Annotated in this window: 28 protein-coding genes; all 28 read left to right on the forward strand. The window is 65.6% G+C overall.

Translation table 11 applies throughout. From position 1 onward, the window contains the following. Nucleotides 1-120 (forward strand): EF-Tu C-terminal domain-related protein (locus tag KL771_RS17870; protein WP_261970155.1); only part of this gene is annotated, 120 nt, incomplete at its 5' end. 73 nt (nucleotides 121-193) lie between these two features. Continuing rightward, a complete protein-coding gene (gene rpsJ, locus KL771_RS17875) occupies nucleotides 194-502 on the forward strand; it encodes a 30S ribosomal protein S10 (protein WP_054357645.1) in 309 nt (102 codons plus the stop codon). A gap of 102 nt (nucleotides 503-604) precedes the next feature. Then, on the forward strand, nucleotides 605-1321 hold the full coding sequence (rplC, locus tag KL771_RS17880; protein ID WP_261969901.1) for a 50S ribosomal protein L3: 717 nt from the start codon (nucleotides 605-607) through the stop codon (nucleotides 1319-1321). Next, nucleotides 1321-1950 (forward strand): 50S ribosomal protein L4, encoded by a 630-nt coding sequence (gene rplD / locus KL771_RS17885; RefSeq protein WP_261969902.1) that lies wholly within the window; start codon nucleotides 1321-1323, stop codon nucleotides 1948-1950. Before rplC ends, rplD begins: the two co-directional genes overlap by 1 nt. Before the next feature lie 5 nt (nucleotides 1951-1955). Next, nucleotides 1956-2249: a 50S ribosomal protein L23 gene (locus KL771_RS17890; protein ID WP_261969903.1), complete on the forward strand. Its 294-nt coding sequence runs from the start codon at nucleotides 1956-1958 to the stop codon at nucleotides 2247-2249. A gap of 19 nt (nucleotides 2250-2268) precedes the next feature. Next, nucleotides 2269-3102: a 50S ribosomal protein L2 gene (rplB, locus tag KL771_RS17895; protein ID WP_054357642.1), complete on the forward strand. Its 834-nt coding sequence runs from the start codon at nucleotides 2269-2271 to the stop codon at nucleotides 3100-3102. An 8-nt stretch (nucleotides 3103-3110) separates the two neighbouring features. Further along, on the forward strand, nucleotides 3111-3389 hold the full coding sequence (rpsS, locus tag KL771_RS17900; RefSeq protein ID WP_054357641.1) for a 30S ribosomal protein S19: 279 nt from the start codon (nucleotides 3111-3113) through the stop codon (nucleotides 3387-3389). A 3-nt stretch (nucleotides 3390-3392) separates the two neighbouring features. Further along, on the forward strand, nucleotides 3393-3770 hold the full coding sequence (rplV, locus tag KL771_RS17905; protein WP_261969904.1) for a 50S ribosomal protein L22: 378 nt from the start codon (nucleotides 3393-3395) through the stop codon (nucleotides 3768-3770). Then, nucleotides 3770-4549, forward strand: coding sequence for a 30S ribosomal protein S3 (gene rpsC, locus KL771_RS17910; RefSeq protein ID WP_054357639.1), 780 nt, complete (start codon nucleotides 3770-3772; stop codon nucleotides 4547-4549). The genes rplV and rpsC overlap by 1 nt, the downstream gene beginning before the upstream one ends. Nucleotides 4550-4586: 37 nt before the next feature. Beyond that, nucleotides 4587-5000, forward strand: a complete 414-nt coding sequence (gene rplP, locus KL771_RS17915; protein WP_054357638.1) for a 50S ribosomal protein L16 — start codon at nucleotides 4587-4589, stop codon at nucleotides 4998-5000. Between the two features lie 12 nt (nucleotides 5001-5012). Then, nucleotides 5013-5201: a 50S ribosomal protein L29 gene (gene rpmC, locus KL771_RS17920; protein WP_054357637.1), complete on the forward strand. Its 189-nt coding sequence runs from the start codon at nucleotides 5013-5015 to the stop codon at nucleotides 5199-5201. Between the two features lie 14 nt (nucleotides 5202-5215). After that, complete coding sequence (gene rpsQ / locus KL771_RS17925; protein WP_054357636.1) at nucleotides 5216-5461, forward strand: 30S ribosomal protein S17; 246 nt, start codon at nucleotides 5216-5218, stop codon at nucleotides 5459-5461. Between the two features lie 36 nt (nucleotides 5462-5497). After that, on the forward strand, nucleotides 5498-5866 hold the full coding sequence (gene rplN / locus KL771_RS17930) for a 50S ribosomal protein L14 (RefSeq protein ID WP_054357635.1): 369 nt from the start codon (nucleotides 5498-5500) through the stop codon (nucleotides 5864-5866). Beyond that, entirely contained in the window at nucleotides 5866-6183 is a 318-nt protein-coding gene (gene rplX, locus KL771_RS17935; protein ID WP_054357634.1) for a 50S ribosomal protein L24, read from the forward strand. Before rplN ends, rplX begins: the two co-directional genes overlap by 1 nt. Then, nucleotides 6176-6736, forward strand: a complete 561-nt coding sequence (gene rplE, locus KL771_RS17940) for a 50S ribosomal protein L5 (protein ID WP_054357633.1) — start codon at nucleotides 6176-6178, stop codon at nucleotides 6734-6736. Before rplX ends, rplE begins: the two co-directional genes overlap by 8 nt. 26 nt (nucleotides 6737-6762) lie before the next feature. Beyond that, on the forward strand, nucleotides 6763-7068 hold the full coding sequence (rpsN, locus tag KL771_RS17945) for a 30S ribosomal protein S14 (protein ID WP_054357632.1): 306 nt from the start codon (nucleotides 6763-6765) through the stop codon (nucleotides 7066-7068). 10 nt (nucleotides 7069-7078) lie between these two features. Continuing rightward, a complete protein-coding gene (rpsH, locus tag KL771_RS17950; protein WP_054357631.1) occupies nucleotides 7079-7477 on the forward strand; it encodes a 30S ribosomal protein S8 in 399 nt (132 codons plus the stop codon). A 19-nt stretch (nucleotides 7478-7496) separates the two neighbouring features. Beyond that, entirely contained in the window at nucleotides 7497-8036 is a 540-nt protein-coding gene (rplF, locus tag KL771_RS17955; RefSeq protein WP_054357630.1) for a 50S ribosomal protein L6, read from the forward strand. Between the two features lie 12 nt (nucleotides 8037-8048). Then, nucleotides 8049-8408, forward strand: a complete 360-nt coding sequence (gene rplR / locus KL771_RS17960; RefSeq protein WP_054357629.1) for a 50S ribosomal protein L18 — start codon at nucleotides 8049-8051, stop codon at nucleotides 8406-8408. Between the two features lie 61 nt (nucleotides 8409-8469). Next, nucleotides 8470-9021: a 30S ribosomal protein S5 gene (gene rpsE, locus KL771_RS17965; RefSeq protein WP_054357628.1), complete on the forward strand. Its 552-nt coding sequence runs from the start codon at nucleotides 8470-8472 to the stop codon at nucleotides 9019-9021. Between the two features lie 82 nt (nucleotides 9022-9103). Beyond that, nucleotides 9104-9295 carry a 50S ribosomal protein L30 gene (rpmD, locus tag KL771_RS17970; protein WP_054357627.1) on the forward strand — a complete coding sequence of 64 codons (192 nt, stop codon included), beginning with the start codon at nucleotides 9104-9106 and terminating at the stop codon, nucleotides 9293-9295. 21 nt (nucleotides 9296-9316) lie between these two features. Then, complete coding sequence (rplO, locus tag KL771_RS17975; protein ID WP_261969905.1) at nucleotides 9317-9790, forward strand: 50S ribosomal protein L15; 474 nt, start codon at nucleotides 9317-9319, stop codon at nucleotides 9788-9790. 210 nt (nucleotides 9791-10000) lie between these two features. After that, nucleotides 10001-11335, forward strand: coding sequence for a preprotein translocase subunit SecY (gene secY, locus KL771_RS17980; protein WP_261969906.1), 1335 nt, complete (start codon nucleotides 10001-10003; stop codon nucleotides 11333-11335). Then, a complete protein-coding gene (locus KL771_RS17985; protein WP_261969907.1) occupies nucleotides 11332-11913 on the forward strand; it encodes an adenylate kinase in 582 nt (193 codons plus the stop codon). The genes secY and KL771_RS17985 overlap by 4 nt, the downstream gene beginning before the upstream one ends. Nucleotides 11914-12210: 297 nt before the next feature. After that, the gene (gene rpsM, locus KL771_RS17990) at nucleotides 12211-12579 is read left to right on the forward strand and encodes a 30S ribosomal protein S13 (RefSeq protein WP_261969908.1); all 369 of its coding nucleotides are present in this window, start codon (nucleotides 12211-12213) and stop codon (nucleotides 12577-12579) included. Nucleotides 12580-12684: 105 nt separating this feature from the next. Continuing rightward, on the forward strand, nucleotides 12685-13074 hold the full coding sequence (gene rpsK / locus KL771_RS17995) for a 30S ribosomal protein S11 (RefSeq protein WP_054357622.1): 390 nt from the start codon (nucleotides 12685-12687) through the stop codon (nucleotides 13072-13074). 250 nt (nucleotides 13075-13324) lie between these two features. Then, nucleotides 13325-14347, forward strand: coding sequence for a DNA-directed RNA polymerase subunit alpha (locus KL771_RS18000; RefSeq protein ID WP_054357621.1), 1023 nt, complete (start codon nucleotides 13325-13327; stop codon nucleotides 14345-14347). A 254-nt stretch (nucleotides 14348-14601) separates the two neighbouring features. Beyond that, nucleotides 14602-15012, forward strand: a complete 411-nt coding sequence (rplQ, locus tag KL771_RS18005; protein WP_261969909.1) for a 50S ribosomal protein L17 — start codon at nucleotides 14602-14604, stop codon at nucleotides 15010-15012. Nucleotides 15013-15045 lie beyond the last annotated feature (33 nt).

Here is a 15045-nt window from a genome sequence, read left to right on the forward strand (position 1 = left end):
AACGTGAAGCTCGTCGTCGAGCTGATCGTGCCGATCGCCATGGAGGAGAAGCTCCGCTTCGCCATCCGTGAAGGCGGCCGCACCGTCGGCGCCGGCGTCGTCGCCAAGATCATCGCCTGATGTCGGTTCGGGAATGCGGGGCGCGCGGTTCCGCCGCGCCCCGCTTCCCGTCTGAACCTTCGAGGATACCGAAATGAACGGTCAGAACATCCGAATCCGCCTCAAGGCGTTCGACCACAGGGTGCTGGACGCCTCGACGCGCGAGATCGTCTCGACGGCCAAGCGCACCGGCGCTCATGTCCGCGGTCCGGTCCCGCTGCCGACGCGGATCGAGAAGTTCACGGTGAACCGGTCGCCGCACATCGACAAGAAGAGCCGCGAGCAGTTCGAAATCCGGACGCACAAGCGGCTCCTGGACATCATCGACCCGACCCCGCAGACCGTGGACGCGCTGATGAAGCTCGACCTCGCCGCCGGCGTCGACGTCGAGATCAAGCTCTGAGACCCCAAGCTCCTTCTGGGCGAACCCGGTCGGAGCCTCTGATGACGTACACACGGGACATCACGGTTCAGTGACGTTTCCGGCAACAATAGAGAGAACGCCATGCGTTCAGGTGTGATCGCAACGAAGCTGGGGATGACCCGCATCTACATGGAATCGGGCGAGCAGGTGCCGGTGACGGTCCTGAAGCTCGACGCCTGTCAGGTGGTGGCTCATCGGACCCAGGAGAAGAACGGCTACACGGCCCTGCAGCTGGGTGCCGGCCTCGCCAAGGTGAAGAACACGAGCCGCCCGATGCGCGGCCACTTCGCCGCCGGCTCGGTCGAGCCGAAGCGCAAGGTCGTCGAGTTCCGGGTCGATGCCGACAAGATGATCGAAGTGGGCGCGGAGATCACCGCCGACCATTTCGTCGTCGGTCAGTTCGTGGACGTGACCGGAACGTCGATCGGCAAGGGCTTCGCCGGCGTCATGAAGCGCTGGAACTTCCGCGGTCTGCGTGCAACGCACGGCGTCTCGGTCTCGCACCGCTCGCCGGGTTCGACCGGCAACCGTCAGGACCCGGGTCGTACCTTCCCGGGCAAGAAGATGGCCGGCCATCTCGGCAACGAGCGGGTCACCACCCAGAACCTGAAGGTCGTCCGGACCGATGTCGAGCGCGGCCTGATCATGGTCGAGGGCTCGGTTCCGGGCTCGAAGGGCGGCTGGATCCTGGTGCGCGACGCGGTCAAGCGCGCTGCGCCTGCCAACCTGCCGCTCCCGGGCGCCTTCCGCTCATCCACCGCGGCCGCCGAGGCCACTGCCGAGAAGGGGGCCGAGTGATGGAAATCACGGTCAAGACTCTCGAGGGCGCCGACGCCGGCACCATCACTCTGTCGGACGAGATCTTCGGTCTCGAGCCGCGCGTCGACCTCCTGCAGCGCGTCGTGCGCTGGCAGCTCGCCAAGCGCCAGGCCGGCACGCACAAGACCAAGACCCGTGCGGAAATCGCCCGCACCGGCAAGAAGATGTACAAGCAGAAGGGCACCGGTTCGGCCCGCCATCACTCGGCGCGCGCCAACCTGTTCCGCGGCGGTGGCCGGTCGCACGGTCCGGTCGTGCGCAGCCACGCCCATGACCTGCCGAAGAAGGTCCGCGCCCTCGGCCTGAGGCACGCGCTTTCGGTCAAGGCGGGCACGGGCGCCATCGTGGTCCTGGCGGCTGCCGCCGCCGAGGCTCCGAAGACCAAGGCGGTCAAGGCGCAGCTCGACAAGCTCGGTCTCGCCAATGCCCTGTTCATCACGGGCGCGGAGGTCGACACCAATTTCGGCCTCGCCACCCGCGCGATTCCGAACGTCGACGTGCTGCCCGTCCAGGGCATCAACGTCTACGACATCATGCGCCGGCAGACCCTGGTCCTGACCAAGGACGCCGTCGACGCGATCGAGGCCCGGTTCCGGGTGGAGGCGTGAGCATCATGGTCAATCTCGCTCACTACGACATCATCCGTTCTCCGGTCATCACCGAAAAGGCGACGATCGCGGCGGAGCAAAACAAGGTGGTCTTCAACGTCGCCATCACCGCGACGAAGCCGGAGATCAAGGCCGCCGTCGAGGCGCTGTTCAAGGTGAAGGTGACCGCGGTCAACACGCTGGTCCGGCAGGGCAAGGTGAAGCGCTTCCGCGGCTTCGTCGGCAAGCGGGACGACGTGAAGAAGGCGATCGTGACCCTCGCCGAGGGGCACCGCATCGACGTCACGACGGGCCTCTGAGCCAAAAGGGTATCGCACAATGGCGCTCAAGACTTTCAAGCCCGTCACGCCCGGCCTCCGCCAGCTGGTGATCGTCGACCGGTCGAGCCTGTACAAGGGCAAGCCGGTCAAGACCCTGACCGAGGGCCTCAATCAGACGGGCGGCCGCAACAACCTCGGCCGTATCACGGTCCGGTTCCGCGGCGGCGGCCACAAGCGGTCCTACCGCATCATCGACTTCAAGCGGCGCAAGTTCAACGTGCCGGCGACGGTCGAGCGGCTCGAGTACGACCCGAACCGGACCGCGTTCATCGCGCTGATCCGCTATGCGGACGGCGAGCTGAGCTACATCGTGGCGCCGCAGCGTCTTGCGGTCGGCGACACGGTCGTGTCGGGCCCGTCGGTCGACGTGAAGCCGGGCAACTGCATGCCGATCGGCAACATGCCGGTCGGCACGCTGGTCCACAATGTCGAGATGAAGCCCGGCAAGGGCGGCCAGGTCGCCCGTTCGGCCGGCAACTTCGCTCAGATCGTGGGCCGCGACCAGGGCTACGTGATCCTGCGCCTCAACTCCGGTGAGCAGCGCCTGGTCCACGGCACCTGCCTCGCCACCGTCGGTGCGGTTTCGAACCCGGACCACATGAATACCTCGATCGGCAAGGCCGGCCGGCAGCGCTGGCTGGGTCGTCGCCCGCACAACCGCGGCGTGGCGATGAACCCGGTCGATCATCCGCATGGCGGCGGCGAAGGCCGCACTTCGGGCGGCCGGCATCCGGTCACGCCCTGGGGCAAGCCGACCAAGGGCAAGAAGACGCGTTCGAACAAGGCGACCGACAAGTACGTCGTCCGCTCGCGCCACGCCAAGAAGGGTTGATCTAAACCATGGCTCGTTCTGTCTGGAAAGGCCCGTTCGTCGACGGTTACCTCCTGAAGAAGGCCGAGAAGGCGCGCGCCTCCGGCCGGGCGGAAGTTATCAAGATGTGGAGCCGTCGCTCCACCATCCTTCCGCACTTCGTCGGGCTCACCTTCGGCGTCTATAACGGTCACAAGCATATTCCGGTGCTGGTGTCGGAAGACATGGTCGGCCACAAGTTCGGCGAGTTCTCGCCGACCCGGACCTACTACGGTCATGCGGCCGACAAGAAGGCGAAGAGGAAGTAACCGATGAGCAAGCCGAAAGCCGAGCGCGCGCTCAAGGACAACGAGGCTCAGGCGGTCGCGCGGAACATCCGCGTCAGCCCGCAGAAGCTCAACCTCGTCGCCTCCATGATCCGCGGCAAGAAGGTCGCCACCGCACTGGCGGAGCTGACCTTCTCGCACAAGCGCATCGCCATCGACGTCAAGAAGACGCTCGAGAGCGCGATCGCCAATGCCGAAAACAACCACGACCTCGATGTCGACAGCCTGGTGGTGAGCCAGGCCTTCGTCGGCAAGGCCATGGTGATGAAGCGCTTCCATGCCCGCGCCCGCGGTCGTGCTGGCCGCGTCGAGAAGCCGTTCTCGCATCTGACGATCGTCGTTCGCGAAGTGGAGTCCGCCTGATGGGACAGAAGGTCAACCCGATCGGGCTGCGGCTCGGCATCAACCGGACCTGGGACTCGCGCTGGTACGCCGGCAAGGGCGAGTACGGCAAGCTGCTCCACGAAGACATGAAGATCCGCAAGTATCTCATGACCGAGCTGAAGCAGGCCGCCGTCTCCAAGGTCGTCATCGAGCGTCCGCACCGCAAGTGCCGCGTCACCATCCACTCGGCGCGTCCGGGCGTGGTCATCGGCAAGAAGGGCACCGACATCGACCGTCTGCGCAAGGGCGTCGCCGCCCTGACCGACAGCGAGGTGCACATCAACATCGTCGAGGTGCGCAAGCCCGAGACGGATTCGACCCTCGTCGCCGCGTCGATCGCCCAGCAGCTCGAGCGTCGCGTCGCCTTCCGTCGCGCCATGAAGCGCGCCGTGCAGTCGGCCATGCGGCTCGGAGCCGAAGGCATCCGCATCAACTGCTCGGGCCGTCTCGGCGGCGCCGAGATCGCGCGTCTCGAATGGTACCGCGAAGGCCGCGTGCCGCTGCATACGCTGCGTGCCGACATCGACTTCGGGACGGCCACGGCGATCACCGCCTACGGCACCTGCGGCGTCAAGGTCTGGATCTTCAAGGGCGAAATCCTTGAGCACGATCCGATGGCCTCGGAACGTCGCGCCTCCGAGCCGGAGACCGGCCGCCGCGAGCGCGGCGACGGTCGCGATCGGGATCGCGACAACGACCGCCGGGGACGTGGCCGTGGCCGCGACCGTGGCGATCGCGATGCCGAACGGGCCGGCTGACGGCTTCGGTTGAACAGGAAATCGAGAGAGAACGACGATGCTGCAACCGAAGCGCACGAAGTTCCGGAAACAGTTCAAGGGCCGCATCCGCGGTACCTCGAAGGCCGGCTTCAACCTTGACTTCGGCTCGTTCGGCCTGAAGGCCCTCGAGCCGGAGCGCGTCACCGCCCGTCAGATCGAAGCCGCGCGCCGCGCGATCACGCGTCAGATGAAGCGCCAGGGGCGCGTCTGGATCCGCGTGTTCCCGGACGTTCCGGTTTCGTCCAAGCCGACCGAAGTCCGCATGGGCAAGGGTAAGGGTGCACCGGAATTCTGGGCGGCTCGCGTCGCCCCCGGGCGCATCCTGTTCGAGATCGACGGCGTGCCGTTGGAGACTGCCGAAGAGGCGCTCCGCCTCGGCGCGGCGAAGCTCCCGATCCGCACCCGCTTCGTGGCCCGCATCGCCGACTGATTGGGGAGAGCCATGAAAGCGTCCGATATCCGTACCAAGACGACCGACGAGCTCAGCGACGAGCTCGCCCGTCTGAAGAAAGAGCAGTTCAACCTTCGCTTCCAGAAGGCCACCGGGCAGCTCGAGAATACCGCGCGCGTCCGTGAGGTCCGGCATGACATCGCCCGGATCAACACGGTGCTGCGCGAGAAGCGCGTCTGAAGGAGGGCGAAACCATGCCGAAGCGTGTCCTGCAGGGCGTCGTCGTCTCCGACAAGAACGACAAGACGATCGTGGTCGAGGTGGAGCGTCGCTTCACCCACCCGCTGCTGAAGAAGACCGTCCGCCGGTCCAAGAAGTACCATGCGCACGACGAGACCAATCAGTACAAGGTGGGCGACATCGTCTCCATCGAGGAAGGTCGGCCGATGTCGAAGCAGAAGCGTTGGGTCGTGCTCGGCCCGGTCGGCGCGGCCGGCTGAGCCGTCACGTTCAGATAATCAGAAAGGCGTTCGGTCATGATCCAGATGCAAACTAACCTCGATGTCGCCGACAATTCCGGCGCCAAGAGGGTCATGTGCATCAAGGTCCTCGGCGGTTCGAAGCGGAAGTACGCCACCGTGGGCGACATCATCGTCGTCTCGGTCAAGGAGGCGATCCCGCGCGGCCGCGTCAAGAAGGGCGACGTGATGAAGGCGGTGGTGGTGCGTGTGTCCAAGGACATCGCCCGTCCCGACGGTTCGGTGATCCGGTTCGACCGGAATGCCGCCGTACTGATCAACAATCAGAAGGAACCGATCGGGACCCGCATCTTCGGACCGGTTCCGCGCGAACTGCGCGCGAAGAACCACACGAAGATTCTCTCGCTCGCGCCGGAGGTGCTGTGATGGCCGCGAAGATCAAGAAGGGCGACAAGGTCGTCGTGCTCTCGGGCCGCGACAAGGGCAAGACCGGCGAGGTCCTGCAGGTGATGCCGACCGAGGACCGCGCCGTGGTGCGCGGCGTCAACGTCGTGCAGCGCCACACCAAGCCGCAGGGCGCCAACGAGGGCGGCATCATCCGCAAGGAAGCGCCGATTCACCTCTCCAACCTGGCCGTCGCCGACCCGAAGTCGGGCGAGGCGACCCGGGTCGGTTTCAAGATTCTGGACGACGGGCGGAAGGTCCGGTTCGCCAAGCGTTCGGGAGATCTGATCGATGGCTGAGGTCGTCAACTACGCGCCGCGGCTGCGCAAGCACTATGACGAAGTGGTGCGCCCGGCCATGATCGAGAAGTTCGGGTACAAGAACCCGATGGAAGTGCCGAGCCTCGACAAGATCGTCCTGAACATGGGCGTCGGCGAAGCCACCGGCGATTCCAAGAAGCCGTCGGTCGCGGCTGCGGACCTCGCGATGATCGCCGGCCAGAAGCCGGTCGTGACCCGCGCCCGCAAGGCGATCGCGACCTTCAAGATTCGCGAAAACATGCCGATCGGCGCCAAGGTCACCCTGCGCAAGACCCGCATGTACGAGTTCCTCGATCGTCTCGTGACCATCGCGCTGCCGCGCGTCCGGGACTTCCGGGGCCTCAATGCCAAGAGCTTCGACGGCCGCGGCAACTATGCCATGGGCGTCAAGGAACACATCATTTTCCCGGAGATCAACTACGACAAGGTCGATCAGATCTGGGGAATGGACATCATCGTCTGTACGACGGCGAAAACGGACGAGGAGGCTCGGGAGCTTCTGAAGCTCTTCAACTTCCCGTTCCGTCAGTGAGCCGTTACGGCAGAGGATAGGACAAAATGGCCAAGACGAGTTCGATCGAGAAGAACAACCGGCGTCGCAAGATGACCGCCAAGTTCGCCAAGAAGCGGGCGGAGCTGAAGTCCGTGGTCATGGACCGCGAGACGTCGCCGGAAGTGCGCATTCAGGCGGTGATGAAGCTCGCCCAGCTGCCGCGCAACGGCGCCAAGGTGCGGATCCGCAATCGCTGCGAAGTGACCGGCCGCCCGCGCGCCTTCTACCGCAAGCTGAAGATGTCGCGTCTCGCGCTTCGTGAACTGGGCAACCAGGGCATGATTCCGGGCCTCGTGAAGTCGAGCTGGTGAGGAGCGCCCGATGACCATGACCGATCCCCTGGGCGATATGCTGACCCGGATCCGCAATGCGCAGATGCGGCGCAAGTCGAAGGTTCTGACCCCGGCTTCCAAGCTGCGCGCCAACGTGCTCGACGTTCTGAAGACCGAGGGCTACATCCGCGGCTACGAGCTCGTGGATGTCGACGGCGGCAAGTCGGAGTTCGAGATCGAACTCAAGTATTACGACGGCGAACCGGTGATCCGCTCGATCCAGCGCGTCTCGAAGCCTGGTCGCCGCGTCTATTCGTCCGTTGCCAACATTCCGCGGGTCGCCAACGGCCTCGGCGTGACCATCCTGTCGACCCCGAAGGGCGTCATGGCCGATCACGCCGCGCGCGACTCGAATGTCGGCGGCGAAGTGCTCTGCACCGTGTTCTGATCGGGAGAGGACCTTATCCATGTCTCGTATCGGAAAGAAGGCGGTCCCGGTTCCCGCCGGCGTCAATGCCGAGGTTGCCGGCCAGACCGTCAACGTGAAGGGCCCGAAGGGCGCTCTGTCGTTCGTGGTGCACGACCTCGTCGAGGTCACCAAGGGCGACGAAGGCATCGCGGTGAAGCCGCGCGACGAGTCCAAGCAGGCACGCTCGCTCTGGGGCATGTCGCGCACGATGATCTCCAACCTGATCGTCGGCGTCTCCAAGGGCTTCGAGAAGAAGCTCGAGATCAACGGCGTCGGCTACAAGGCGGCGCTCGCGGGCAAGAACCTCAATCTCTCGCTCGGCTACAGCCACGACGTGATCTATCCGGTGCCGGAAGGCATCACGATCGCGGTCGCCGGCCAGAAGCAGGATCAGATCAGCATCTCCGGCATCGACAAGCAGCGTGTCGGCCAGGTGGCTGCCGAGATCCGCGAATTCCGCGGCCCCGAGCCCTACAAGGGCAAGGGCGTCAAGTATGCCGGTGAGAAGATCTTCCGCAAGGAAGGCAAGAAGAAGTAAGGAGCGGTCATCATGGCTCATGCGTCTACTACGGAGCGCCGTCGCGCCCGCGTTCGCCGTGCCGTGAAGGCCGCGGCCAACGGTCGTCCGCGCCTTTCGGTGTTCCGGTCCTCGAAGAACATCTACGCCCAGATCATCGACGACGTGGCCGGGGCGACCCTGGCTTCGGCGTCGACGCTCGAGAAGGACCTCAAGGGGTCCCTCAAGACGGGCGCCGACGTGGAAGCCGCCAAGGTCGTCGGCAAGCTCCTGGCGGAGCGGGCCAAGTCGGCCGGCGTCGAGCAGGTCGTGTTCGATCGCGGCGGCTACATCTACCACGGGCGCGTCAAGGCGCTTGCGGAGGCTGCGCGCGAGGGCGGCCTCGACTTCTGAGGCATTCCGGGGATCTCAAGCGCGCGCCTTCGTCGGTGCAGCGCGGCAAGGATGATTGACTATGGCAACCCGCGAGCGTGAAGAACGCGACAGCGAATTCGTCGACCGGCTGGTTCACATCAACCGCGTCGCCAAGGTGGTGAAGGGCGGCCGGCGCTTCGGCTTCGCCGCCCTGGTCGTTGTCGGCGACCAGAAGGGCCGCGTCGGCTTCGGCCACGGCAAGGCCCGCGAAGTCCCCGAGGCGATCCGCAAGGCGACCGAGGCGGCCAAGCGCAGCCTGGTGCGCGTTCCGCTCCGCGAGGGGCGCACGCTGCATCATGACGTGAACGGCCATCACGGCGCCGGCAAGGTGATCCTTCGCGCGGCTCCGGCCGGTACCGGCATCATCGCCGGCGGCCCGATGCGCGCCGTGTTCGAGACGCTCGGCGTCCAGGACGTGGTCGCCAAGTCGCTCGGTTCGTCGAACCCCTACAACATGATCCGGGCGACCTTCGACGCCCTCAAGCACGAGGACAGCCCGCGCTCCGTCGCGGCGCGGCGCGGCATCAAGGTGTCGACGCTGCAGTCCCGCCGGCGCGAAGAGGGCATCGACGCGACCAGCGCCGAGGCCTGACCGGGTCCGAGTTTCGAAATCGCCGGGGCCGCTTGAATGAGAGCGGCTCCGTCCCCAGCTGAAGCAACAGGGGTCAAGACCCATGTCGACGACTGACAAGACCGTCACGGTCGAGCAGATCGGCAGCCCGGCCCGCCGTCCCGGCGACCAGCGCGCCACTCTGATCGGACTCGGTCTCAACAAGCGGCATCGCCGCTCCACCCTGAAGGATAGTCCTCAGGTCCGGGGCATGATCGCCAAGGTGCAGCATCTCGTCCGCGTCGTGGACGAGTAAACCGGCCTCGAGGAACCTCCCATGAAGCTGAATGAGATCAGCGACAATCCGGGCGCTGCCAAGAAGGGCAAGCGTCTCGGCCGTGGCATCGGTTCGGGCCTCGGCAAGACCTCCGGTCGCGGCGTGAAGGGTCAGAAGGCCCGCAGCGGTGTGGCCGTGAACGGGTTTGAAGGCGGCCAGATGCCGCTGCATCGGCGCCTGCCGAAGCGCGGCTTCAAGAACATCTTCCGGGCCGATTACAACGAGGTCAGCCTGGATCGCGTCGCGCAGGCGATCGAAGCCGGCCGCCTCGATGCGACCCAGACGGTGACCGCCGAGGCGCTCGTCGCCGCCGGCGTCATCCGTCGCGTCAAGGACGGCGTGCGGCTGCTCGGCCCGGGCGAGCTTGGCAAGGCCGTGACCTTCGAGGTCGCGGGTGCGTCGAAGCCGGCCGCCGAGGCGATCGCCAAGGCCGGCGGCACGCTGGTTCTGCCGGAAGCCGCTGCGGCGGAGTGACGGGTTCGAGATCATCACCGGGGCCGCGGCAGCGCGGCCCCGGTTGCCTGTCGTTACGGACCCGAAGCGTCGTCGTGCCAGCTTGGCGCCGGGGCGGTTCCGGTCGATACGAGGGCGGGAGCGGCATCCGATTCGGTTTTGGACGGATCGGATCCTGCTCCCGTCTTGCCCTGAAGCGAGCGGGCGCCCTGGAACATCGGAGTGAGGCGAATGGCTTCTGCAGCCGAACAACTGGCAGCTAACCTCAACTGGGGCGCCTTCGCGAAGGCTGAGGAACTCAAGAAGCGGATCTGGTTCACCCTCGGCGCGCTGCTGGTCTACCGGTTCGGCACCTATCTGCCGCTGCCGGGCATCGATCCGGAGGCGCTGTCGCGCGCCTTCTCGAACGCCCAGACCGGGATCATCGGCCTGTTCAATATGTTCTCGGGCGGCGCCGTCGGGCGCATGGCGATCTTCGCCCTCGGGATCATGCCGTATATCTCGGCCTCGATCATCGTGCAGCTCTTGACCACCGTCCTTCCGGCCTTCGAAGCGCTGAAGAAGGAAGGCGAGTCCGGCCGCAAGCAGCTCAACCAGTATACCCGCTACCTGACCGTCATCCTGGCCGTGTTCCAGGCCTATGCGATCGCCGTCGGGCTCGAAGGCTCGCAGAACAGCATCGTCGGCGATCCGGGCGTGTTCTTCCGCATCTCGGCCGTGCTGACGCTGGTCGGCGGCACCATGTTCCTGATGTGGCTCGGCGAGCAGATCACTTCGCGCGGCATCGGCAACGGCATTTCGCTGATCATCTTTGCCGGCATCGTCGCCGAACTGCCGCGCGCCATCGCCGGCACGCTCGAACTCGGCCGCCAGGGCGCCATCTCGACCCCGGTGATTCTCGGCATCATCGTGCTGGCCGTGATCGTGATCGCCTTCATCGTGTTCATGGAGCGCGCCCAGCGCCGGCTGCTGATCCAGTATCCGAAGCGCCAGGTCGGCAACCAGATCATGCAGGGGCAGTCGTCGCATCTGCCGCTGAAGCTGAACACGGCCGGCGTCATCCCGCCGATCTTCGCCTCCTCGCTCTTGCTGCTGCCGGCGACGGTCGCCAATTTCCAGGCCGGGCAGGCCGGTGGCTGGCTGACGACCGTGACGGCGATCCTTGGCCATGGACAGCCGCTCTACATGCTGCTCTACACGGCCCTGATCCTGTTCTTCTCCTTCTTCTATACGGCGATCGTGTTCAATCCGACCGACACCGCCGACAATCTGAAGAAGCATGGCGGCTTCATTCCGGGCATCCGGCCCGGTGAGCGGACCGCCGAGTACATCGACTACGTGCTGACCCGGATTACGGTCGTCGGTGCGATCTACATCGCCATCGTTTGTCTCTTACCCGAATTCCTCATTTCCTGGACCGGCGTGCCGTTCTATTTCGGTGGTACGTCGCTGTTGATCGTGGTCTCGGTGACCATGGATACGGTGTCGCAAATCCAGGGACATCTGCTCGCCCATCAATACGAAGGTATGATCAAGCGGGCGAAGCTCAAAGGGGGAAGGCGATGAGACTGATTCTGCTCGGGCCGCCGGGCGCCGGCAAAGGCACCCAGGCGTCGCGGCTCGTGGCGAAGTACGGCATCGTGCAGCTGTCGACCGGCGATATGCTGCGCGCGGCCGTCAAGGCGGGCACCGAGATCGGCCTCAAGGCCAAGGCGGTGATGGATGCCGGGCAACTGGTGTCGGACGATATCGTCATCGGTGTCGTCGCCGACCGGATCGACGAGGCGGACTGCGCGAAGGGCTTCATTCTCGACGGCTTCCCGCGGACGGTTCCGCAGGCGGAGGCTCTGACATCGATGCTGCGCTCGAAGGGCATGAAGCTCGACGCGGTGATCGAACTCAAGGTCGACGAGGAGGCTCTGGTCCGCCGCATGGAGAGCCGGGTCGCGGAGACCCAGGCGGCCGGCGGCCAGGTCCGGGCGGACGACAATCCGGAGAGCTTCAAGAAGCGGCTGACGGAATATCGCGAGAAGACCGCTCCGCTGTCGAAATACTATGCCGGAACCGGCGAGTTGCGCACCGTCGACGGCATGCTGCCGATCGATCAGGTGTCGGTCGAGATCGCGACGATTCTCGGAGCCTGACGCCGTTCGGGGTTCGGGGGCAGGGGCCCTGCGGAGCCGGCGGCATCGGGACTTCGATCCGGACCGGGATCCTTCTGGATCATGGTTCGATGAGTGGCAAACAAGAGTCCGCGCCGGGTTGACTGCCTTGCGCGGACTCACTATATCCCGACGCTCAATCGCGACGATCGTGCGATCGGCGTCGGACCCTGGAGGGGACCGGCCCCGGTCGGTCGTTCTGTGTGCGGTTCCTTCCGGAGACAGGTCCTTGATGGTGGCGGTCGTCTCCGGACACCGCATCGACTGGAGAGAAATGCCGTGGCCCGCATTGCAGGCGTGAACATTCCGACCAACAAGCGCGTCCTTATCGCGCTGCAGTACATCCATGGGATCGGGCAGAAGAACGCCCAGGAGATCGTGGAGAAGGTCCGCATCGCTCCTGATCGGCGCGTGCACGATCTCTCGGATGCCGAAGTGCTGCAGATCCGCGAAGTGATCGACCGCGACTACATGGTCGAGGGCGACCTTCGCCGCGACGTGGCGATGAACATCAAGCGTCTGATGGATCTCGGCTGCTATCGCGGCCTGCGTCATCGTCGCGGGCTGCCGGTGCGCGGTCAGCGCACCCACACCAACGCGCGGACCCGCAAGGGCCCGGCCAAGCCGATCGCCGGCAAGAAGAAGTGAGGATGACCGCCTTCGCCGGCCGCGCGTGAGCGTCGCCGGATCCGGGGGCGGCGGTCCGACCGCACGAGACCGATCGGGTCACGAAAGAATTCGAGGATCAGCCACATGGCTAAAGAAGCCCAGCGCGTCCGCCGCCGCGAACGGAAGAATATCTCCTCCGGCGTTGCGCACGTGAATTCGACCTTCAACAATACCATGATCACCATCACCGACGCGCAGGGCAACACGATTGCCTGGTCGTCGGCCGGTGCCAACGGCTTCAAGGGCTCGCGCAAGTCGACCCCGTTCGCGGCCCAGATCGCCGCCGAAGAGTGCGCGCGCAAGGCCCAGGAGCATGGCATGCGCACGATCGAGGTCGAGGTCCGCGGTCCCGGCTCGGGTCGCGAGTCCGCGCTTCGCGCGCTGCAGGCGGCCGGCTTCATGGTCACCTCGATCCGCGACGTGACCCCGATCCCGCATAACGGCTGCCGTCCGCGCAAGCGGCGCCGGGTCTGATTCGACGACGGCCGGGCGCCCCCTGGGGGCGGGCGGCCATTTCTGTACGCGACGGCCGGGTGGTCCGGTCGGGCCGGAAATCGGATTTCAAAGGGTGCCGCGTCCGCATGCGGGGCATCCTCCAGGCGGACGGGGCGTCGGATCATACGGATCCGGCACCGTCCGTCGAGTCGTTCGGAGGGGGTGCCGTCCCGGTGGCGGAAACGGCTCCTAGGCCCGAACGGCCTTCTCGAACCATCGGGTGCGACCCATGACCATTCACAAGAACTGGCAAGAGCTCATTCGCCCGAACAAGCTCGACGTGAAGGCCGGCGATGATGCCCGCCGGATCGCCACCGTGGTGGCTGAGCCTCTGGAGCGCGGCTTCGGCCTGACGCTCGGCAATGCGCTGCGCCGCGTTCTTCTGTCGTCGCTGCAGGGCGCGGCCGTCACGGCCGTGCAGATCGACGGCGTGCTGCATGAATTCTCTTCGATTCCCGGCGTGCGCGAGGACGTGACCGACATCGTCCTCAACATCAAGGAAATCGCGATCAAGATGCAGGGCGAGGGTCCGAAGCGCATGGTCGTGCGCAAGTCGGGTCCGGGCATCGTCACCGCCGGGGACATCCAGACGGTCGGCGACATCGAAATTCTCAATCCGGAACTCGTCATCTGCACCCTCGACGAGGGCGCGGAGATCCGGATGGAGTTCACCGCCAATACCGGCAAGGGCTATGTCGCGGCCGATCGCAACCGCCCCGAGGACGCGCCGATCGGTCTCATTCCGGTCGACAGCATCTATTCGCCGGTCAAGAAGGTCAGCTACCGCGTCGAGAACACTCGCGAAGGCCAGGTGCTCGATTACGACAAGCTGACCCTGACGGTCGAGACCGACGGCTCGGTCAAGCCGGAGGACGCGGTCGCCTATGCGGCGCGCATCCTGCAGGACCAGCTCGCGATCTTCGTCAATTTCGAGGAGCCGCGAAAGGCCGAGGTCGAAGAGCGTCTGCCCGAGATCGGCATCCCGCCGGCGCTTCTGAAGAAGGTCGACGAGCTCGAGCTTTCGGTCCGCTCGGCCAACTGCCTGAAGAACGACAACATCGTCTATATCGGCGATCTGATCCAGAAGACCGAGGCGGAGATGCTCCGCACGCCGAACTTCGGTCGCAAGTCGCTGAACGAGATCAAGGAAGTTCTCGCGCAGATGGGCCTGCACCTGGGCATGGAAGTCCAGAACTGGCCGCCGGAGAACATCGAAGAGCTGGCCAAGCGCTACGAGGATCACCAGCTCTGATCCGCCTTTTCCGATCGGACGCCGTCGCGGTCTCGCACGGCGCCCGATCGGGCCGGTCCCGGACGGGATCGCATCTGGAAGACGGCGGGTCCAAGGCCCGGCGACAAGGACTATCGAAACCCGGATGACGCATGCCCGGGGGTGCGACGGCCTTTCCACGGGGAGGGCCGGGGCTCCGGGGCGCGTCCCCGGTTCCCAAGCGAGGCGCTTAAGGCGCCGCCCGGCCGGGCCGGGATACCCGAGGAGAGACTTCCATGCGTCACGGCAATTCCGGCCGTCGGTTCGCCCGCACTCATGAGCATCGCAAGGCCATGTTCGCCAATATGGCGTCGTCGCTGATCACCCACGAGCAGATCGTCACGACCCTGCCGAAGGCGAAGGACCTGCGTCCGATCGTCGAGAAGCTGGTGACGCTGGCCAAGCGCGGCGACCTGAATTCGCGCCGCAATGCGGTTGCGCAGATCCGCGACGAGAAGGCCGTGAAGAAGCTCTTCGACGTGCTCGGTCCGCGCTACAAGGATCGCAATGGCGGCTATACGCGCGTGCTCAAGGCCGGCTTCCGGCATGGCGACAACGCCGCCGTCGGCGTCATCGAGTTCGTCGATCGCGACGTGTCGGCCAAGGGCGCCGAGGACCGCGCCCGCGCCGAGGCCGCCGAAGGGTGATCGATTTCCGGTCTCCGGACATGCCAACGGGCG

The sequence above is a fragment of the Prosthecodimorpha staleyi genome, assembly GCF_018729455.1.
GTDB classification, from domain to species: Bacteria; Pseudomonadota; Alphaproteobacteria; order Rhizobiales; family Ancalomicrobiaceae; genus Prosthecodimorpha; species Prosthecodimorpha staleyi.